At 63.0% G+C, this 19,030-nt stretch carries 17 protein-coding genes; 4 read left to right on the forward strand and 13 right to left on the reverse strand.

Features of this window, described 5'->3' with window-relative positions; translation table 11 throughout:
* Positions 1-49: 49 nt before the first annotated feature.
* From AC3Z8Y_RS22590 to AC3Z8Y_RS22635, 10 genes are all read right to left on the reverse strand, one after another.
* Complete coding sequence (locus tag AC3Z8Y_RS22590) at positions 50-1,237, reverse strand: ATP phosphoribosyltransferase regulatory subunit (RefSeq protein WP_181110840.1); 1,188 nt, start codon at positions 1,235-1,237, stop codon at positions 50-52.
* 261 nt (positions 1,238-1,498) lie between these two features.
* Positions 1,499-2,368: a protease modulator HflC gene (gene hflC / locus AC3Z8Y_RS22595; protein WP_490087641.1), complete on the reverse strand. Its 870-nt coding sequence runs from the start codon at positions 2,366-2,368 to the stop codon at positions 1,499-1,501.
* A complete protein-coding gene (hflK, locus tag AC3Z8Y_RS22600; protein WP_490087642.1) occupies positions 2,368-3,528 on the reverse strand; it encodes an FtsH protease activity modulator HflK in 1,161 nt (386 codons plus the stop codon). The genes hflC and hflK overlap by 1 nt, the downstream gene beginning before the upstream one ends.
* 96 nt (positions 3,529-3,624) lie before the next feature.
* On the reverse strand, positions 3,625-4,926 hold the full coding sequence (hflX, locus tag AC3Z8Y_RS22605) for a ribosome rescue GTPase HflX (RefSeq protein ID WP_490087643.1): 1,302 nt from the start codon (positions 4,924-4,926) through the stop codon (positions 3,625-3,627).
* Positions 4,927-4,940: 14 nt separating this feature from the next.
* Positions 4,941-5,201: an RNA chaperone Hfq gene (hfq, locus tag AC3Z8Y_RS22610; protein WP_181110844.1), complete on the reverse strand. Its 261-nt coding sequence runs from the start codon at positions 5,199-5,201 to the stop codon at positions 4,941-4,943.
* Between the two features lie 87 nt (positions 5,202-5,288).
* On the reverse strand, positions 5,289-6,260 hold the full coding sequence (miaA, locus tag AC3Z8Y_RS22615) for a tRNA (adenosine(37)-N6)-dimethylallyltransferase MiaA (protein ID WP_490090070.1): 972 nt from the start codon (positions 6,258-6,260) through the stop codon (positions 5,289-5,291).
* Between the two features lies 1 nt (position 6,261).
* Positions 6,262-8,184: a DNA mismatch repair endonuclease MutL gene (gene mutL / locus AC3Z8Y_RS22620; RefSeq protein WP_490087644.1), complete on the reverse strand. Its 1,923-nt coding sequence runs from the start codon at positions 8,182-8,184 to the stop codon at positions 6,262-6,264.
* Positions 8,181-9,593, reverse strand: a complete 1,413-nt coding sequence (locus tag AC3Z8Y_RS22625) for an N-acetylmuramoyl-L-alanine amidase (RefSeq protein ID WP_490087645.1) — start codon at positions 9,591-9,593, stop codon at positions 8,181-8,183. Before AC3Z8Y_RS22625 ends, mutL begins: the two co-directional genes overlap by 4 nt.
* Before the next feature lie 22 nt (positions 9,594-9,615).
* Positions 9,616-10,080 carry a tRNA (adenosine(37)-N6)-threonylcarbamoyltransferase complex ATPase subunit type 1 TsaE gene (tsaE, locus tag AC3Z8Y_RS22630; protein WP_490087646.1) on the reverse strand — a complete coding sequence of 155 codons (465 nt, stop codon included), beginning with the start codon at positions 10,078-10,080 and terminating at the stop codon, positions 9,616-9,618.
* Positions 10,068-11,567 (reverse strand): NAD(P)H-hydrate dehydratase, encoded by a 1,500-nt coding sequence (locus AC3Z8Y_RS22635; RefSeq protein ID WP_490087647.1) that lies wholly within the window; start codon positions 11,565-11,567, stop codon positions 10,068-10,070. Before AC3Z8Y_RS22635 ends, tsaE begins: the two co-directional genes overlap by 13 nt.
* Positions 11,568-11,632: 65 nt before the next feature.
* Between AC3Z8Y_RS22635 and queG the strand changes: the two genes are divergently transcribed.
* Positions 11,633-12,712 carry a tRNA epoxyqueuosine(34) reductase QueG gene (queG, locus tag AC3Z8Y_RS22640; protein ID WP_490087648.1) on the forward strand — a complete coding sequence of 360 codons (1,080 nt, stop codon included), beginning with the start codon at positions 11,633-11,635 and terminating at the stop codon, positions 12,710-12,712.
* On the opposite strand, the gene orn is transcribed toward queG, so the two are convergent.
* Positions 12,702-13,244, reverse strand: coding sequence for an oligoribonuclease (gene orn / locus AC3Z8Y_RS22645; protein ID WP_181110850.1), 543 nt, complete (start codon positions 13,242-13,244; stop codon positions 12,702-12,704). The genes queG and orn overlap by 11 nt on opposite strands.
* Before the next feature lie 115 nt (positions 13,245-13,359).
* On the opposite strand from orn, the gene rsgA reads away from it, so the two are divergent.
* Positions 13,360-14,391: a small ribosomal subunit biogenesis GTPase RsgA gene (rsgA, locus tag AC3Z8Y_RS22650; RefSeq protein ID WP_490087649.1), complete on the forward strand. Its 1,032-nt coding sequence runs from the start codon at positions 13,360-13,362 to the stop codon at positions 14,389-14,391.
* A 54-nt stretch (positions 14,392-14,445) separates the two neighbouring features.
* On the opposite strand, the gene motB is transcribed toward rsgA, so the two are convergent.
* A complete protein-coding gene (motB, locus tag AC3Z8Y_RS22655; RefSeq protein WP_490087650.1) occupies positions 14,446-15,510 on the reverse strand; it encodes a flagellar motor protein MotB in 1,065 nt (354 codons plus the stop codon).
* Between the two features lie 3 nt (positions 15,511-15,513).
* Positions 15,514-16,365 (reverse strand): flagellar motor stator protein MotA, encoded by an 852-nt coding sequence (gene motA / locus AC3Z8Y_RS22660; RefSeq protein WP_181110853.1) that lies wholly within the window; start codon positions 16,363-16,365, stop codon positions 15,514-15,516.
* Between the two features lie 275 nt (positions 16,366-16,640).
* On the opposite strand from motA, the gene AC3Z8Y_RS22665 reads away from it, so the two are divergent.
* Together AC3Z8Y_RS22665 and AC3Z8Y_RS22670 are read left to right on the forward strand one after the other, a co-directional pair.
* The gene (locus tag AC3Z8Y_RS22665) at positions 16,641-18,158 is read left to right on the forward strand and encodes an HDOD domain-containing protein (protein ID WP_490087651.1); all 1,518 of its coding nucleotides are present in this window, start codon (positions 16,641-16,643) and stop codon (positions 18,156-18,158) included.
* A gap of 48 nt (positions 18,159-18,206) precedes the next feature.
* Positions 18,207-19,022, forward strand: a complete 816-nt coding sequence (locus tag AC3Z8Y_RS22670; RefSeq protein ID WP_490087652.1) for a rhodanese-like domain-containing protein — start codon at positions 18,207-18,209, stop codon at positions 19,020-19,022.
* Positions 19,023-19,030 lie beyond the last annotated feature (8 nt).

Below are 19,030 nucleotides of genomic sequence, written 5' to 3' on the forward strand. Positions count from 1 at the left end.
ACTTGTCCTCATTGGCGCAAACTTGGTGCCGACCGCGGCCGGCGTGAACTCAGGAAACCAGCGGTGCCACTTCCCAGCAACCGCCCTGCAGAATGAGCTGGCGGTCACAACCCGCCTCGCGGGCGGCCGCTGTGGCCTGCCCGGGTAATGCTTGTACGACGCGCTCGCCTCGCGAGCGAAGGCCGCATACGGTTTGCCACAGCGCGGTATCCGGGCTGTCGGGCATCCAGATGCCACCCTCGGGCAACTCGACTTCTGCGCGCCCCAGCGTAACCAGGGTTTTCAGGTCAGTCGAAAAACCCGTCGCCGGCCGAGCGCGACCGAAGTCGGCACCAAAGTCGTCGTAACGGCCACCCTGGGCGATGGACTGGCCTACGCCCGGCACGAACGCCGCGAACACAACCCCGGTGTGATAGTGATAGCCGCGCAACTCGCCGAGGTCGAAATACAGCGGAAGGCCGGGGAAGCGGGCCGCCAGCCGTTCAGCCAACTCCAGCAGTTCATCCAGTGCCGCCAGCACCGGCGCCGGGGCGCCGCCGAGAATCTCCCGCGCCTGGCCCAGTACCGAGCGGTCACCAGAGAGATTGACCAGCGCCCGCAGCATCCGTGCGGGGCCTGCGGCCACACCTTCGGTAAGCTCGAACACTTCATCCGTGGCCTTGCGTTGCAGCGCGTCGAACAGGCGCTGCTCGGTCTCGCCGGAGAGGCCAGCGGCGCGGGCCAGGCCGCGGTAGATACCTACGTGGCCCAGGTCCATGTGCACATCCGGCACCTGCCACAGCTCAAGCATTGCGAGCATGAGGCTGATCACTTCCAGGTCGCTGCCAATACTGGCGTCGCCGTACAGTTCCGCGCCAAGCTGGATCGGGCTGCGCGAATTGGAAAGTGCGCGAGGGTTGGCGTGCAGCACGCTACCGGCATAACACAGGCGGCTTGGCCCTTCGCGGCGCAGGGAGTGTGCGTCGATGCGCGCTACCTGTGGGGTGATGTCCGCGCGAAAGCCCATCTGGCGGCCCGACAACGGGTCGACCACCTTGAAGGTGCGCAGGTCCAGGTCCTGGGAAGCGCCAACCAGCAGCGACTCCAGGTATTCGATGTGCGGCGTTACGACGAATTCGTAGCCCCAGCTCTGGAACAGATCCAGTACCTGGCGCCGTGCGACTTCGATACGTGCGGCCTCCGGTGGCAGTACTTCCTCGATACCATCCGGCAAGAGCCAGCGGTCTACCGTTGCCATTACCCCATCCCCTTTGTTCCGGGCGGTGGGCTCATGCTGGCCCACCCTTGAGTGAAGCAGATACTGCCGCGCAGGCGCGAAAACCATAGCGCTTGCCGCGCCACGGGGCAGTGTCCTCGAAAAACCTTGGGGCCCGCACGGCCATCGGACCTTGCAGACGCAAAAAAGCCGGGAATTTCCCGGCTGCCGCATGATACACAGGTTTGGCCGGCGGATCACCCCGCCAGGCAGTGACCTGCCCAGCGGGAACCTTGAAGGTGCTTACGGCTTGGCCCGCTCCATGTAGCGGAAGAAATCGCTGCTAGGGTCGAGTACCAGCACATCGCCCTTGGTGGAGAAGCCCTGCCGGTAGGCCTGCAGGCTACGGTAGAACGCGTAGAAGTCCGGGTCCTGGTTATACGCCTTGGCATAGATGGAAGCAGCCTGCGCATCGCCGTCACCGCGCACCTCTTCAGACTCACGGTACGCCTCGGCCAGCAGCACCCGCCGCTGACGGTCGGCGTCCGCGCGGATACCTTCGGCCAGCTCGTTACCCTTGGCGCGGTGCTCCCGGGCTTCGCGCTCACGCTCGGTACTCATGCGCTCGAACACGCTGCGGTTCACTTCCTTGGGCAGGTCGATGGACTTGACTCGAACATCGACCACTTCAATGCCCAGCTCCTGATCCGCCATGCGGTTCAGCGAAGCGGTGATGTCTGCCATCAGGGCATCGCGCTCACCGGAAACCACTTCATGCAGGGTGCGTTTACCGAACTGGTCCCGCAGGCCCGACTCCAGCCGGCGCGCCAGGCGCTCGTCTGCGGTGGCCTTCATACCCGCCGTCGCGGTGTAGAAGCGATCGGCGTCCTTCACCCGCCATTTGGCGTAGGCATCGACCATCACGGCTTTTTTCTCGAGCGTGAGGAAGCGCTGGGTAGGTGCATCCAGGGTCATCAGGCGCGCGTCGAAACGGCGGACCTGGTTCATGTAGGGCACCTTCATGTGCAAGCCAGGCTGTACGTCGGCCTCTACCACTCGACCGAAGCGCAGCAGTACTGCCCGCTCGGTTTGAGAAACGATGTAGAAGCTGTTCCACAGCGCCACCACGGCAACTACACCGACGATAAGCGCGATTACGGATCTATTGCCCATCAGCGGCTCTCCCTGGTACGCAATTCTCGCTGCTGCTGTTGCAGGTCGCCAGCGCTACGCCCCGCGGAATCCGAAGGAGGATTGACCGCCGGCTGTGCCGGGGCCGGGCTGCGGCCTTTTTCCATCAGTTTGTCCAGCGGCAGGTAGAGCATGTTGTTCTGGCCCTTGCTGGAAACCAGCACCTTGCTGGTATTGCTGTACACATCCTGCATGGTTTCGAGGTACAGACGCTCGCGAGTTACATCCGGCGCCTTGCGGTACTCGCCCAGCAGTTTGCTGAAGCGGTCGGCCTCACCCTTGGCGCGGGAAACCACTTCGTCCCGGTAACCATTGGCATCCTCGATGATCCGCTGCGCCTGGCCGCGTGCCTCGGGCACCACGCCATTGGCATAGGTTTCGGCCTGGTTGCGGGCGCGCTGTTCGTCTTCACGGGCCCGGATCACGTCGTCGAACGCTTCCTGGACTTCCCGCGGCGCGGCAGCGCTCTGTACGTTCACCTGGGTCACACTGATACCGGTGCGATAGGTATCGAGGAACCGCTGAAGGCGCTCCTTGATTTCGCCCGCCATCTGCACGCGACCTTCGGTAAGTACCTGGTCCATTGCGGTGGAACCGACCACATGGCGCAACGCACTGTCGGTGGCATGCTGAAGGCTGACCTCCGGCTGGTCCACGTTAAGGACGAAATCGCGCAGGTTCACGATCTTGTACTGAACGGTCAGCGGAACCTCGACGATGTTTTCGTCTTCGGTCAGCATCTGGCCCTGCTTGCTGTAGGCGCGCTCACGCGTGACGTTCTCGAGGAACTTGCGATCGATCGGCGGGAAATAGATGTTCAGGCCCGGCCCTACGGTTTCGTAATACTTGCCAAACCGGAGAATGACCGCCTGCTCCTGCTCGTCCACGACGTAGACGGCACTGTACAGCCAGATGGCTGCCAGAACGGCCAGGCCAATACCCAGCAGGCCCAGCCCGCCGCCCTTCGACCCCGTCGGCTCGCCGCCGCGGCGTTTGCCGCCCCCGAACAGGCCGTTCAGGCTTTCCTGCAGCTTGCGAAAGGCTTCGTCCAGGTCCGGTGGCCCCTTGCGATCACCGCCCTTGCGGCCACCCCATGGGTCCTGGTTATTCGAATTGCCACCACCCGGCTCATTCCAAGCCATAGCGCTCTCCATCAGATAAAGCTAAGACGCACCCGCGGCGCGTCGGCCAATGCTACAGAATGCGAGCCCTCCCGACCAAACCAACGCGGAGAGCTTTTATTGCAAAGTGTGTTCCTGGATGAATTCCAGAGGTTTCAAGCCTTCCCGGCTAACCAGCCGGTTCAACTCTACCCGGGGTAAACGCACATCGAGCAAACTGGCGCCGCTCTCGTCATGGGCTTCGCCCTGCACTGCGCCGGAGGAGAAGAATTGCGCCCTGAGGCGCCCCAGCTCCTGAGGCAATCGCAGGGTAGCCACGAAAAGATCTTCACCCAGCAGTTCGGCAATCGCCTTGCCAACGAGCTCCAGGCCCCGGCCGTCCCGCGCCGACACCCATACCCGTTGCGGCTTGCCGTCTTCGCCGCGCTGGATATGCGGCTCTACCGCTTCCAGGAGGTCAAGCTTGTTATACACCTCGAGAATCGGCAGCCCTTGCGCGCCAATCTCGGTGAGCACGGCCATCACTTGCTCTACCTGCGCCATTCGCTCGGGCTCGTGGGCATCGATCACATGCAGCAGCAGGTCCGAGTTGGCGGATTCTTCGAGCGTGGCCCGGAACGCCTCGACCAGCTTGTGCGGAAGGTGGCGAATGAAGCCTACGGTATCGGCCAGCACGATCGGGCCGATGTCCGCCAGTTCCAGCCGGCGCAGCGTAGGGTCGAGCGTTGCGAACAGTTGATCCGCCGCGTAAACGTCGGATTGAGTAATGGCATTGAACAAGGTTGACTTGCCTGCGTTGGTATAACCCACCAGGGACACTGACGGGATATCCGCACGCTTTCGGCCTCGGCGGGCCTGTTCGCGCTGGCTGCGGACCTTTTCCAGCCGCGCCTTGATCTGCCGCAGGCGAACCCGTAGCAGGCGACGGTCGGTTTCAAGCTGGGTTTCCCCCGGGCCACGTAGCCCGATCCCGCCTTTCTGCCGCTCAAGGTGGGTCCAGCCGCGTACGAGGCGGGTGCTCATGTGCTCCAGCTGGGCCAGTTCGACCTGCAGCTTGCCTTCATGGGTACGGGCACGCTGAGCGAAGATATCGAGGATAAGCCCGGTGCGGTCGAGTACGCGGCACTCGAAGGCGCGCTCGAGGTTACGCTCCTGGCTGGGCGTGAGGGTGTGATTGAAGATTACAATGTCGATTTCGCCGGCCTTGACCTGCTCGCGCAGCTCATCGACCTTGCCGGTACCGATCAGATACCTGGCCGTCGGCTGGTGACGCGAGACGCTCACGAAAGCGATTGTCTCGGCACCTGCCGAGGCTGCCAACTCCTGAAACTCCTGCGGGTCTTCGCGCGCCTCAGGGTCTTGTCCATCCAGATGAACGAGAATTGCCCGTTCACCACCACCGTGGCGCTCAAAGAACAAAGGAGGCTCCTATATCAGGCGTTTCCGGGTTCGGCGTCGGCTTGTTCGGCATCACCAGCGCTTGGCAGGCGAATCGGGCGAACAGGAACGACGGTAGAGATTGCGTGCTTGTAGACCATCTGGCTGACAGTGTTCTTCAGCAGGATCACGAACTGGTCGAACGACTCGATAGTACCCTGCAGCTTGATGCCGTTTACCAGATAAATCGACACCCCCACTTTTTCTTTACGCAATGTGTTCAAGTAAGGGTCTTGTAGCGAATGCCCTTTTGACATGTGCCGCACTCCTTTAAGGATCAATAAAAAGACTTCAAAAATAATAGCTGACCGGCTTTCCCCCAAGGATAGACGGCAACGCATGACTCAGCTCAATATGGAGATCGAACCAAGGTATTTCAAGGACTGCGTCAGATTGTCGCTAGCAAGGCTGTCGAGCCACTTCAGATCATCCCAGCCGCGCAACCAGGTGAATTGCCGTTTGGCCAACTGGCGCGTTGCAATAATGCCCCGCTCTTTCATTTCATCGGCAGATAGCCTGCCGTCGAGATGATCCCACACCTGCCGATACCCGACCGCCCTGATGGAAGGCAAGCCTGCGTGCAGGTCTTCCCTGCTACGCAACTGTCTGACCTCACCAATGAAACCCTGTTCAAGCATTTGTTCGAACCGCTGGGCAATGCGCGCATGCAACACCGACCGCTCGGCCGGTGCGATGGCAAGGCTGGCGACAGTATAGGGTAATTGAAGCGTGGCCGACGCGCCTGGCGCGCCATTTTCAGCAATTTGCCGCAGGCGCAGGTCGGTCATGCTTATCCCGCCGGCATGGAAGACTTCCAGCGCGCGGATGATCCGCTGCGGATCGTTGGGATGAATCCGCGCCGCCGAGACGGGGTCTACCTTGCTCAGTTCAGCATGCAACGCCTGCAATCCTTCGGCCGCAGCCTGTGCCTCAAGCGCCTGGCGAATGGCAGGATCCGCGCTCGGCATGTCGGCGAGCCCGTCGAGCAGGGCCTTGAAATAGAGCATGGTGCCGCCCACCAGCAAGGGAATTCGCCCCCGCGCGGTGATCTCGGCCATGGCCTCCAGCGCATCGCGGCGAAACTCCGCAGCGGAGTAGGCCTGGGCCGGGTCAAGGATATCCACCAGCCGGTGAGGGAATTCGGCCAGCTGTTCTTTCGAAGGTTTGGCCGTACCGATATCCATGCCCTTGTAGACGAGGGCCGAGTCCACGCTGATCAGGTCGCAGGGCAGTACTCGCGCCAGCGCCATGGCCAGGTCGGTCTTACCGGAAGCCGTAGGCCCCATCAGGAAGATGGCAGGCGGTAATCGGGACATGTCAGCGGCCCCGCAAGAAGAGCTTGTCGAGTTCATCCAGACCAAGCTGGGTCCAGGTAGGCCTGCCGTGATTGCACTGCCCGCTGCGCTCGGTGGTTTCCATGTCCCGCAGCAGGGCGTTCATCTCAGGAACAGCCAGGCGCCGATTGGCACGCACCGCCCCGTGACAGGCCATGGTGCCCAGCAGTTCGTTGAGGTGGGCCTGGATACGATCACTGGTACCGTATTCCATCAGGTCCGCCAGGACATCGGCCACCAGCCGGTTCGCCTCGGCTTGCTTGAGCAGGGCCGGGATCTGGCGAATGGCGAGGGTTTCGGGGCCCAGGCGCTGCAATTCGAAGCCCAGGCGGGAGAACCAGGCGGTGTGCTCTTCGGCGCAATCCGCTTCGCGCTGGCTCACCGCAAGGGATTCGGGCACGAGCAAGGGCTGGCCGCTCAGCCCTTCGCTGGCCATTGCCACCTTGAGCCGCTCATACATGATGCGCTCGTGCGCCGCGTGCATGTCCACCAGTACCAGGCCGTGGGCATTTTCCGCGAGGATGTAGATACCCTTGAGTTGCGCCAGCGCAAACCCCAACGGAGGCACTTCCCCTTGTTGCTCGGGCAGCCTTGGGTTGGACGGCTCGCCTTCGGCCAGGGGCGCGAAGAATGCCCGGTACACCCCACCGGCCTCGGCCAGTGGTACGGCGGGGCGCCGTTCGGCCCCTCCACTGTAGTTGGTGTAGCCACCACCGCTCCCCTGCCCATAAGCAACCTGTGGCTGGGACTGGAACTGTTGCTGCTGGGACTGCAAAGGCCGCGCGGCGAGCGCTATCTCCTCCTGGGGGCCGAATTCGCCGACACCCAGGCCTGTGGGCCGGGCTACACCCAGTGCCGCCGTTGGCGCGGGCGCCGCCGCCAGCTGATCCTCCGGGCGAACTTCGGCAAGGGCACGGTGCAAGGTGCCATACAGGAAATCGTGCACCATGCGCCCGTCACGGAAGCGCACTTCGTGCTTGGTGGGATGGACATTCACGTCGACCACGGCGGGGTCTACTTCCAGGAACAGCACAAAGGTGGGGTGGCGACCGTTGAACAGCACGTCGCGGTAAGCCTGGCGCACAGCGTGAGCGACCAGTTTGTCCCGCACCGCGCGACCATTGACGAAGAAATACTGCATGTCTGCCTGGCTGCGGGAGAACGTGGGCAGGCCTACCCAACCCCACAGGCGCAAGCCGCTGCGTTCTACCTCGATCGGCATGGCCTGCTCGAGGAAGCCTGGCCCGCAAATGGCGCCCACGCGGCGCGCGCGCATTGCCTCGTCATGGGCCTCATGCAGGCTGAGTACGCTTTTGCCGTTGTGGCGCAAGTGGAAGGCAACGTCGAAACGCGCCAGGGCCAGGCGCCGGATCACCTCCTGCAAATGATCGAATTCGGTCTTCTCGCTTTTAAGAAACTTGCGCCGCGCCGGGGTATTGAAGAACAGGTCGCGCACTTCCACCGACGTACCCACCGGGTGCGCCGCAGGCTGTACGCGAGGTGCCATGTCGCGGCCTTCGGTTTCCACTTGCCAGGCCTGGCCCGCATCGACGGTGCGCGAGGTCAGCACCAGCCGCGCTACCGAGCTGATGGACGCCAGGGCCTCGCCACGAAAGCCCAGGCTCATGACCCGCTCGAGGTCTTCAAGGTCGCGGATCTTGCTGGTGGCATGCCGGGCCAGCGCCAACGGAAGGTCATCGGAAGCGATGCCAGAGCCGTCGTCGCGAACCTTGAGCAGCTTCACGCCGCCCTGCTCCACTTCCACGTCAATGCGACGCGCGCCGGAATCCAGGCTGTTTTCCAGCAACTCCTTGATGACCGAAGCCGGCCGCTCGACAACTTCGCCTGCGGCGATCTGGTTCGCCAGTCGAGGGCTCAGCAGTTCGATACGCGCGGCGCCGCTCATGGCTGTGCCGCCACAGCGGTGGAAGGAATGGTCAACAATTGGCCAATTTTCAGCTCATCGTTTTTCAAGTCGTTGGCACTGCGCAATGCACTGACCGACACCTGATAGCGGGTCGCGATCATGGGCAAGGTCTCGCCGCTGCGCACGGTGTGCTCGCTTTCGCTGCGGGCCAGCTTGCCGGAATCGCGCAGCCAGGCGATGTAGGTGCCCGGCGGCGGATTTTGCTCGAAGAACTGCTTCACCCCGGCACGGATGGAGCGTGCCAGCGCCTGCTGGTGAGCGGCGGACTGCAACTTGCTGGATTCGCCGGAATTGGAAATGAAGCCAGTTTCTACCAGAATCGACGGGATGTCCGGGGATTTCAGCACCATGAACGCGGCTTGCTCTACCCGGCTCTTGTGCAGGGTGGTTACCCGGCCAATGTTGCTCAGCACTTTCTGCCCTACGTTCAGGCTGGAACTGAGGGACGCCGTCATGGACAGGTCCAGCAGCACGCCGGCCAGCATGCGGTCCTTGTCGTCCAGGCTCACGTTGCCAGCCCCGCCGATCAAGTCGGACCGGTTTTCGCTGTCAGCCAGCCAGCGCGCTGTTTCCGAAGTGGCCCCGCGCTCGGACAACGCGAACACCGAAGCCCCGTAGGCCGCCGAAGATGGCGCGGCGTCGGCGTGGATCGAAACGAACAGGTCGGCGCCCTTCTTGCGGGCGATTTCGGTACGGCCACGCAGCGGAATGAAGTAGTCGCCGGTACGGGTGAGCTCGGCCCGGAAGCCTTTCTCCTGGTTGATCTGCCGTTGCAGCTCTTTGGCGATCGCCAGCACCACGTCTTTCTCGTGCTCGCCGCGCGAACCGGAGGCGCCCGGGTCTTCGCCGCCGTGGCCGGCGTCGATGGCGATAATGATGTCACGCTTGCCGTTGGGCACGGGGGCCAGCTTGATTTCCGGCTTGGCCGGCGTCACCGGCACCGCTGGTGTAGTGGCGATGGTCGGCGGCGGCGCGGCCGGCTCGGCATCTGAAGCCTGGTCGTACAAGTCCACTACCAACCGATTGCCATATTGCTGGTTCGGCGCCAGGGTGAAGCTTTTGGGCGTGAGGGGCTTTTTGAGGTCTACCACCACGCGCAGGTCGGTCGGGGTGCGCTGAGCGGAGCGCACACTGCCAATAGGGGTGTTGGCCGTAGAGACGTTCAACGTCCCGGCCAGGGTTGCGCCATTGATGTCGATCACCAGGCGGTCCGGTGCCGTGAGGGTGAACACACTGTGCTCCACCGGGCCGGACAGATCGAACACCAAGCGGGTGTTATCGGGAGCTCGCCACAACCGCATGCTCTTGACTTGCGTGATGGCCGTAGCGTCGACCGCGAATGCCGTAAGCCAAAGTCCCACGACTGCGATCAGCGCGCGAATGCGCATATGTTCCCCACCCCTTCATTGATCAACCAGGCGCCAGCGCGCCCAACCACGTTTCACCGACCGAGCTGCCGGCGCGCAATTCAAGACGGCGCCCGGGCTCATGGGCGCTTATGGTAATGGTCAGGTCAGCCTTTGGCAAAACGCCCTCACCCTTTGCCGGCCATTCCACCAGGCACAGCGCGTTGCCCTCGAAGTAATCCCGAATCCCCATGAATTCAAGCTCTTCGGGATCTGCCAGGCGGTAGAGGTCGAAGTGATAGAGCGCCACGTCGCCCAGTTCGTACGGCTCCACCAACGTGAAGGTTGGGCTTTTGACGGCGCCAGTGTGCCCGAAACCACGGACGATGCCTCGCGACAGGGTGGTTTTGCCAGCCCCCAGGTCGCCCTCGAGGAACACGGTACCGCGCCCTTTTGTGGCGTGAGCCAGGCGCGCACCCAATGCGGTCATCGCTGCCTCATCAGGCACGAATAGTGTCAGGCTTTGCATGGCGCAACCTCTTCCAATAACTGACGAATGGCGGGAATCAGATCGACGGCGGCCAGCCCTCGCCCTTGCGCGCCTTGCTGCTCGCCGGCGCTGGCGTGCAGCCACACGCCAAGACACGCCGCCTCGAACGCAGGCATATGCTGGGCCAGCAACGCGCCGATCACGCCAGATAGCACATCACCCAAACCGGCGGTGGCCATGGCAGGGTGCCCGCGATCACAGAGGGCGAGCCGGCCATCGGGGTCGGCAATCAGGCTGCCGGCGCCCTTGAGCACGCAAACGTTGCCGTATTTACGGGCCAACGCCCTCGCCGCCGAAGGGCGATCGGCTTGCACATCGGCCGTGCTCATCCCTAGCAGCCGTGCAGCCTCCCCGGGATGCGGCGTGATCACAGAACCCGAGGGCAGTGCCACCAAGCCTTCACTGAGCAGGTTGAGTGCATCGGCATCCCATACCTGAGCCGTTTGGCTGGACGCTGCAACCGACAGCAGGCTGCGCCCCCAGGCGCCAGTGCCCATCCCGGGCCCGACCACCAGCACGGAAGCGGCCTTGATCAGGGCTGGCAACTGGTTGGCCGAATCGACTGCTGCGGTCATCACTTCAGGCAAGCGGGTTAATGCAGGCGCCAGGTGCACCTCACGGGTAGCGAGCGAAACCATGCCGGCACCGGTGCGCAAGGCTGACTCTGCCGCCATGATCGCGGCGCCGCCCGTTCCCCGTTCGCCGCCAATTACGAGCACCCGGCCAAACTGCCCCTTGTGCGCGGTTGCCACCCTCGGGGCCGGCAAGGGCAGGCCTCCGGGCTTGAGCAACCTGGCCTGCGGCTTCACTTGGGCGAGTATCGAGGCATCGGCGTTCAGGTCATCAAATACCAGCGAACCCACCAGTGTTGGTGCTTCGCCGGTAAAAAGTCCCAGCTTGGGCGCAATGAAGGTCACCGTAAGGTCAGCGCGCACCGCAGTGCCCATTACATGGCCGGTATCGGCGTTCAGGCCGGACGGTATATCCACGGCCAGTACGCCCAGGCCGCTGGTATTGACCGCCTCGATGGCCTCGGCATACACGCCTTGCACTTCCCGGCCCAGCCCGGTGCCCAGCAGCGCATCGACCAGTACGCCTCGCAAAGTGGCGCCGTTGCTCCATGGCTGACAGTGCACACCTGCGGCTTGAGCTTCGGCGAATGCCGCAGCGGCATCGCCGGTGAGTTTATCGGCGGGCGCCAGGGCAAAAACGGTAGCGCGCCAACCGGCTCGCCGGGCAAGGGCCGCCACCAGGTAGCCATCTGCCCCGTTATTGCCCGCCCCGGCCAGCACGGTGACTTCCGCGGCATGGGGCCAGCGCAGGCATAGCGCGCGCCAGCAGGCGTTGGCAGCGCGCTGCATGAGTTCGAAGCCTGGGGTGCCGGCGGCGATAAACCGTGCGTCGAGGTCTCGCACCTGGGCGGCGGTATACAGTACGTCGGGTAAAGGGTTATCAGCCTGTGCCATCGTTCAACCATGAGCGTGGATGTCTGGCAGAATTATACCCACCCCAGCCTTGGTTTCCCCTTTTCATGTCCGCCGCCGTTCTCGACCTTACCGAACTTGCCTCCTCCATCAAGGACTGGGGCCGTGAGCTGGGCTTTCAGCAGGTGGGCATCAGCGGCCTTTCCCTGGGCGAACACCAACAGCACCTGCAACGTTGGCTGGACGCAGGGCACCACGGTGAAATGGACTACATGGCCGCCCACGGCAGCAAGCGGTGGCGGCCCGAGGAGCTGGTGCCTGGCACGCTGCGGGTTATTTCGGTGCGAATGGATTACTTGCCCGGCGACACCCGCATGGCCGAGCGCCTGGCACAACCCGAGAAGGCTTATATTTCCCGCTATGCCCTTGGCCGCGATTACCACAAGGTTGTACGCAAACGCCTGCAGCAGTTGGCCGAACGTATCGGTGCGGTGATCGGGCCGTTTGGTTATCGGGCGTTCGTGGACAGCGCGCCTGTGCTGGAGAAAGCGATCGCCGAGCAGGCGGGCCTTGGCTGGATCGGCAAGAACACGCTTGTGCTGAACCGCAAGGCAGGCAGCTACTTCTTTTTGGGCGAGCTGTTCGTGGATTTGCCGCTGCCGACCGATCCGCCCCAGGCCAGCGAGCATTGCGGCAAATGCCATGCATGCCTGGACATCTGCCCGACCAATGCTTTCATCGGCCCGTATCAGCTGGATGCGCGGCGGTGCATTTCCTATCTCACCATCGAGTACAAAGGGTCGATCCCCGAGGCGCTGCGGCCGCTGATCGGCAACCGTGTATTCGGTTGCGACGATTGCCAACTGGTGTGCCCCTGGAACCGCTTCGCCCGCCCTACTACCGAGGGGGATTTCACCCCGCGCCACGGCCTGGACAACGCAGAGCTGGCGGCGCTGTTTCGCTGGGACGAGCAAACGTTTCTATCGCATACCGAAGGCTCGCCCCTGCGCCGCGCAGGTTACGAGCGCTGGCTGCGTAACCTGGCGGTGGGGCTGGGCAATGCACCCACCACTATCGCAGTGATCGAGGCCTTGCGCGCCCGGCTGGGCCATCCCTCCGCACTGGTACGCGAGCATGTGGAATGGGCGCTCGGGCGCCACGGCGAGACGGTTGCGGTTACGCCTTGATGAAGTGCTGACGGTAGTGCTGCAACTCGGCGATGGATTCGCGAATGTCGTCCAATGCCAGGTGGCTGCCGCCTTTCTTCAGGCTGCCGAGCACGTCAGGTGCCCATAGCCCCGCGAGGATCTTGAGGGTGGACACGTCCAGGTTGCGGTAGTGGAAGTAGCCCTCCAGCGCCGGCATGTGCCGGTAGAGGAAGCGCCGGTCCTGGCAGATGCTGTTGCCACAGATCGGGGATTTGCCCTTGGGTACCCATTGTTCGAGGAACGCAAGGGTCTGGGCCTCGGCTTCGGCCATGGATACCTTGCTGTCACGCACGCGCTGGGTCAGCCCCGAGCCGCCATGTTGCCGGGTGTTCCACTCGTCCATGCGCGCCAACACTTCATCGCTGTGGTGAATGGCGATCACGGGGCCTTCAGCCAAGGTGTTGAGCTGGCTGTCGGTCACGATGGTGGCCATTTCGATGATGACGTCGTTGTCCGGATCCAGCCCGGTCATTTCCAGATCGATCCAGATCAGGTTGGTGGGGTTAAGCATTGCAATCTCCTCGACAAGACTGCGAAGTGTAGCTTACCGGCGCATGCTAGACTCCTGCGCCTGACCTATCCCCCGCTGTTTCGCGCCTGTCCACGGCGCTTTTTTCAGGAATCCCATGGCCAAACGCCAACTGAACCGTCGCCAGGCCTGGCGCATCGATAAAATCCAGAACGAACGCGCTGACAGGGCCGCCAAGCGGGAATCGCAGGCGGTAGAAGTGCTCGAGGGCGGAGATCTGGGGCCCGAAGAAACCGGCCTGATCATTGCGCACTACGGCGTGCAGGTAGAAGTGGAAGCGCAACAGGGCGAGCACGTCGGCGAAGTGTTCCGCTGCCACCTGCGCGCCAACCTGCCAGCACTGGTGACCGGTGACCGCGTGGTGTGGCGCGCCGGTAATCAAGGGATCGGCGTAATTGTGGCGCAACTGCCGCGCAGCACCGAGCTCTGCCGCCCCGACCACCGCGGTCAGCTCAAGCCCGTGGCCGCCAACGTCGACCTGATCGTGATCGTGTTCGCACCGGCACCGGAGCCTCAGGCAAACCTGATCGACCGTTATCTGGTAGCGGCTGAACATGCGGGCATTCATCCGTTGTTGCTGTTGAACAAGGCTGACCTGATCAACGCCGACAACGAAGGCAAGCTCAACGACCTGCTCGAAGCCTACCGGCAACTGGGCTATCCGTTGCTGGAGGTGTCCGCCCATGAAGGCGATGGCATGCAGCAGCTCAAAGAGCGGCTCAAAGGGCACACCAGTGTGTTCGTAGGGCAATCGGGTGTGGGCAAGTCTTCGCTGGTGAACACGCTGCTGCCCGACGCTCAGGCACGGGTAGGTGCGCTGTCGGATTGGTCCGGGCAAGGCACCCACACTACCACCACGGCCAAGCTGTTCCATTTCCCGTTGGGGGGCGACCTGATCGACTCGCCGGGCATCCGGGAGTTCGGCCTGGTGCACGTGAGCCGGGACGATGTGGAAGCAGGCTTTATCGAGTTTGCCGGCCTGCTCGGCCGCTGCCGCTTCCGCGACTGCAAGCATGACCGGGAACCCGGCTGCGCCCTGTTGTTGGCACTGGAGGATGGGCGCATCCACCCACAGCGGATGCACAGCTACCGGGCTATTATCGCCAGCTTGCCTGAAGAGCGGTACTGAGCGACCGCTCCATCGTTGTGACACTGTTTCGCGGGCTACGCTCGCGAAACAGACCTACAGCTGCTTGCCCGCCGGCGCTTCCATCTTCAGCGCGCCGCTGTCGAAGATGTTGAGCTTCTCCCGCAGTTCACGCGGTTGAACCGTAGGGTTCTGCCCAGCTACTGCGGGTGCCGCTGGCGGAGTGACCGGTGCCGCTGCCCCGGGTGTACCCGGAGCTGCTGCCGGCGCGCCCGGTGCGGCGGGCGGGGCAGCCTGGTCGCCGTCCGGTTGCTCGCCTTCGATGTCGCGCTGGGCCTTTTTGGTCAGCACAATGATGTCGATACGGCGGTTCACCGGGTTCAACGGGTTCTTGCGATCGAACAGTGAAGACGATCCATAACCCACCACCCGTGCAATCTGCGGCTCCGGGTAGCCACCTGTGACCAAGGCACGGCGCGCCGCGTTGGCACGGTTGGCCGACAGCTCCCAGTTGCCGAAGTCCGCGCTGGCCGCGTAGGGCTTGGCGTCGGTATGGCCGCTGATACTGACCTTGTTCGGTACTTCCTTGATGGTGTCTGCCATCGCCAGCAAAATGTCTTCGAAATACGGCTTGAGCCGCGCACTGCCAAGGTCGAACATCGGCCGGTTCTCCGCGTCCATGATCTGGATGCGCAGGCCGTCCTGGGTAATCTCGAACAGAATCTGGTCCTTGAATTTCTGCAGTTGCGGATTTTCGTCCACCTTGTTCTGCAATTCTTGCAACAGCAGCTCGAGGCGGTCTTTCTCGACCTTCTCGGCGATGTTCTCTGCCTGCTCCGGGTTCACGTCAGTCTGTGCTTCGGGCCTCGGAGGCGTGTCCTTGGTTTCCGGGTTGAGCGTGTGGTCCGGCGCCAGTTGTGGCGACCCGCCAAGGTCGATCACATAAGGCGAGCCGCTTTCGGTAAAGCCGATCGGGTCCTTGAAGTAACCGGCAATGGCGAGCTTCTGCTCGGGCGTGGCTTCGGACAACAGCCATAGCACCAGAAAGAAGGCCATCATCGCGGTCGCGAAGTCGGCGAAGGCAATTTTCCAGGCACCCCCGTGGTGCCCGGCGCCGAAGCGCTTTACACGCTTGACGATGATCGGCTGATTATTTTCCATGGCTTAGCGACCGCGTACTGCTTGTTCCAGCTCTGCGAAGCTCGGACGGTGTGCCGGGTAAAGCACCTTGCGCCCGAATTCCACCGCCAGGGTGGGCGGCATGCCGGAAGCCGAAGCCACCAGCGAAGCCTTGATGGCCTCGAACACGTTCATCTCTTCCTTGGCATCGTGGGCCAGGGTGGAGGACAACGGGCCGAAGAAACCATACGCCGCGAGAATACCCAGGAAGGTACCGACCAGCGCCGCGCCCACGTGGCCACCGATGGCGGCCTTGTCACCGTCGCCGAGCGAGGCCATGGTCACCACGATCCCCAACACCGCTGCCACGATACCGAAGCCCGGCAAACCGTCGGCGATACCTTGCACCGCATGGGACGGGTGCTCGAGCTCTTCTTTCATGCTCAGCAGTTCCATGTCGAACAAGCCTTCGAGCTCATGGGGAGCCATGTTGCCCGAGGACATGATGCGCAGGTAATCGCAGATGAACGCGGTCATGCGGGCATCGTTGAGTACCGCCGGGTACTTGGCGAAGATAGGGCTGGCCGCGGCATCTTCGATGTCGCTTTCAATCGCCATCATGCCTTCACGGCGGCTTTTGTTGAGGATCTCGTAGACCAGGCCCAGCACCTCAAGGTAGAAGGCGTGAGTGAAACGAGACTTGAACATCTTCAAGGATTTCTTGAGGACGTGCATGGTCATCGAGCCGGGGTTGGCCTGCAAGAAAGCGCCAAGGCAGGCGCCGCCAATGATCATCACCTCGAAAGGCTGGATCAGGGCCGCGATTTGCCCGTGGGAAAGGACGTATCCGCCGAGTACGCTCGCGAACACGACGATCATGCCGATAATTTTAGCCATAGGTCAGGAACACTTCGAAACGTGGAAAACTTGGCGCGGGGCCGTCTCAATCTCTGCTTCTACCTATCGGCAGAACTGCGCCAGACTATAGTGACGATTCGTGAGGTTTGTACGAAAAGTCATCAAGCGAAGGGCAGACGCGGAAAAAACGATGCGGCCCGCGCGGCTCAGGAATTGTGAATCATCGTTGTTGAGGCAGTATTGACGCAGCATGGCCGAATGCAGGCACTTTGCGTATAAATCTCAAAAACCAGTTCGAGCGAGCAGTGCCTTCTATGTCAGCAGTCCGGCAGCAGAACATCGACGCATGGGTGAAATCGCTCGGTAACGTCCGCATTCCAGTACCCCGGGACAGCCACCAGCGGGTGTGTACCGTGCTCGGCGACAGCCGCAGCTCGCTGCGCGATATCGCTGAATGCATGCAGAACAGCCCGGCGCTCGCCTTGAACGTGATTCGCGAGGCCAACCTGCAGGCCAGCGGCAGCCTGGTGGAACCTGCCGAAAGCCTCGAAATCGCGCTTAACCGCCTCGGCCTTAAACGCACCGAAGAACTGCTCACCCGCGTGCCCGCGCTGGAGCCCTCGGACATTCCATTACCGCTTCGCCAGCTGCAGTTGGTGAGCCAGCACGCCACGCAGCAAGCCAGCGGCTTTTTTGCCGCTCGGCTGGCCAGGCTGTGGCAGGAAATTCACTGGGGCAGCCTGCTGTTCCTTGCTCCGCTGTGGCCTTTGGCGATGACCGAGCCAAAGCTGTTCGAGGAGTGGGACCTGCGTGTGCTGCACAAAGGCGAAGATGCCGCCCGAGTAGAGCATGAGCTGTTCGGCGTGCGGGTACTGGACCTGTGCAAGGCACTTGCTGACTATTGGGGCCTGCCTGCCTGGGTGCGCCAGGGTTATCGCACCCTTACCCAGGAACGCCGCTCATTGGCCAAAGCCATGCTGATCGCGCGCGAAGAAGACCCGCTGCGCCAGCAGCATCAGCTGGATGCAAACCCCGAGCTGTACCGCTGGCTGAACCAGCCTGCCAATACGGTGCTGCTGGCCAACGGCCTGGCCCTGGCATGCGAACAGGGGTGGGGCACCCCGCATGTGGCGCGCTGGCAGCAACTGCTTGCGCTGTACACTCAGGCCCCGCTTGAGCAGACCCAACAGCAGACCCATCTGCTCGCCGTACAAAGCGCCCGTACCCATGCAGCCGAAGGCGTTTGGCACCCCGCGGTCACCCTGGTATGGCCACCCGACGAACGCCGGGTGCACGCGGGCCTGCTGCCGGTCCCCGGCCCATCCCAGGAAGCGCTGGCTCTCTGGCGGCAGCATTGCCAGGCCCTGCTCGAAGAACCAAGCCCCTTCAACAACGCCATGCACCTTACCGGCGTTGCCATGCAGGCGCTGGAAGCGTGTGGCATGCGCCGCATTGCGCTGCTCATGGTAGACAAGGCACAAGCCAACCTGCGGGTTCACCAGGTGTTCGGCCTGCCCAAGGCGGCGGCTGACTTGAGCATGGTGCTTGCCCATGCGCCGCTGTTGCAGCGATTGGTGGAACGGCCCGGGCAGCTACGCCTCACCCCGGAGAACAATGCCTCGCTGTCTCGGCTCATCCCGGCCAGCCTGCGCGTGATGTTCCGTGGCGAGCACTTGCTGCTGCGGTCCATCAGCAGCCACGACCGCGTACTGATGCTGGTGCTTGCCGACCAGGGGGGCTTACCCATGGCCGATACCAGTGTGCAAGCCTTTACCAAGACGGCTCAATGCATCGAGCGGGCGCTGACGGTGTTCAGTAACCGCAGCCGCTGAGGGTTGCGCTACAATCGTGGCCTTCTGTCAATTCTTGGGGACGCTTGCATGGCTGACTTCTCTGGCCTGGGGCTGGTGATCGAACCCGCCGACCTGGCGTCGCGGCTGAATGTGCCCGGCCTGGTCGTGGTCGACCTTACCAGCGCCGAACGCTATGCCGCCGGGCATATTCCTGGCGCACGGTTCGTGGCACCGGCGCGCACCCAACTGGGCAAGCCGCCCGCACCGGGCCTGCTGCCCTCCCTCGACAGCCTCAACGCACTGTTCGCCGAACTGGGCCACGGCTCGGACATCACGTACGTGGTGTACGACGACGAAGGCGGTGGCTGGGCCGGACGGTTCATCTGGCTGCTGGACGTGATCGGCCACAGCCGTTATCACTACCTCGACGGTGGCCTGCTCGCGTGGCAGGCCGAGGGCCGCGAGCTGAGCACCGACGTGCCCTTGCCCGCCCAGACGCAGGTCAGCCTCACCCTTCACGAGGGGCCGACCGCAACGCTCGACTACCTGCGCAGCCGCCTGGGCGCTGCGGATCTCGCCATCTGGGACGCCCGCGCGCCGTTGGAGTACTCGGGGCAGAAAGTGGTTGCCGCGCGCGGAGGGCACATCCCCGGCGCGGTAAACTTCGAGTGGACCGCCGGCATGGACGCAACACGCGCCTTGCGCATGCGTCAGGACCTTGCGCAGGTTCTTGAACGCCTCGGCATCACCCCGGACAAGGAAATCATCACCCACTGCCAGACCCACCATCGGTCCGGCTTCACCTATCTCGCCGCCAAGGCACTCGGTTATCCCCGGGTGAAAGCCTATGCCGGTTCCTGGGGCGAATGGGGCAACCACCCCGACACCCCTGTAGACGTTTAAGGGTTATC

Source organism: Pseudomonas sp. 3MAES_34.3B (assembly GCF_058145875.1).

Coding starts and splice junctions, on each gene's coding strand:
- motA (WP_181110853.1), bottom strand. CDS start 16,365: ATGGCTAAAATTATCGGCATGATCGTCGTGTTCGCGAGCGTACTCGGC.
- AC3Z8Y_RS22625 (WP_490087645.1), bottom strand. CDS start 9,593: ATGCGCATTCGCGCGCTGATCGCAGTCGTGGGACTTTGGCTTACGGCA.
- AC3Z8Y_RS22665 (WP_490087651.1), top strand. CDS start 16,641: ATGTCAGCAGTCCGGCAGCAGAACATCGACGCATGGGTGAAATCGCTC.
- AC3Z8Y_RS22635 (WP_490087647.1), bottom strand. CDS start 11,567: ATGGCACAGGCTGATAACCCTTTACCCGACGTACTGTATACCGCCGCC.
- miaA (WP_490090070.1), bottom strand. CDS start 6,260: ATGTCCCGATTACCGCCTGCCATCTTCCTGATGGGGCCTACGGCTTCC.
- hfq (WP_181110844.1), bottom strand. CDS start 5,201: ATGTCAAAAGGGCATTCGCTACAAGACCCTTACTTGAACACATTGCGT.
- hflK (WP_490087642.1), bottom strand. CDS start 3,528: ATGGCTTGGAATGAGCCGGGTGGTGGCAATTCGAATAACCAGGACCCA.
- motB (WP_490087650.1), bottom strand. CDS start 15,510: ATGGAAAATAATCAGCCGATCATCGTCAAGCGTGTAAAGCGCTTCGGC.
- queG (WP_490087648.1), top strand. CDS start 11,633: ATGTCCGCCGCCGTTCTCGACCTTACCGAACTTGCCTCCTCCATCAAG.
- AC3Z8Y_RS22670 (WP_490087652.1), top strand. CDS start 18,207: ATGGCTGACTTCTCTGGCCTGGGGCTGGTGATCGAACCCGCCGACCTG.
- orn (WP_181110850.1), bottom strand. CDS start 13,244: ATGCTTAACCCCACCAACCTGATCTGGATCGATCTGGAAATGACCGGG.
- rsgA (WP_490087649.1), top strand. CDS start 13,360: ATGGCCAAACGCCAACTGAACCGTCGCCAGGCCTGGCGCATCGATAAA.
- tsaE (WP_490087646.1), bottom strand. CDS start 10,080: ATGCAAAGCCTGACACTATTCGTGCCTGATGAGGCAGCGATGACCGCA.
- mutL (WP_490087644.1), bottom strand. CDS start 8,184: ATGAGCGGCGCCGCGCGTATCGAACTGCTGAGCCCTCGACTGGCGAAC.
- AC3Z8Y_RS22590 (WP_181110840.1), bottom strand. CDS start 1,237: ATGGCAACGGTAGACCGCTGGCTCTTGCCGGATGGTATCGAGGAAGTA.
- hflC (WP_490087641.1), bottom strand. CDS start 2,368: ATGGGCAATAGATCCGTAATCGCGCTTATCGTCGGTGTAGTTGCCGTG.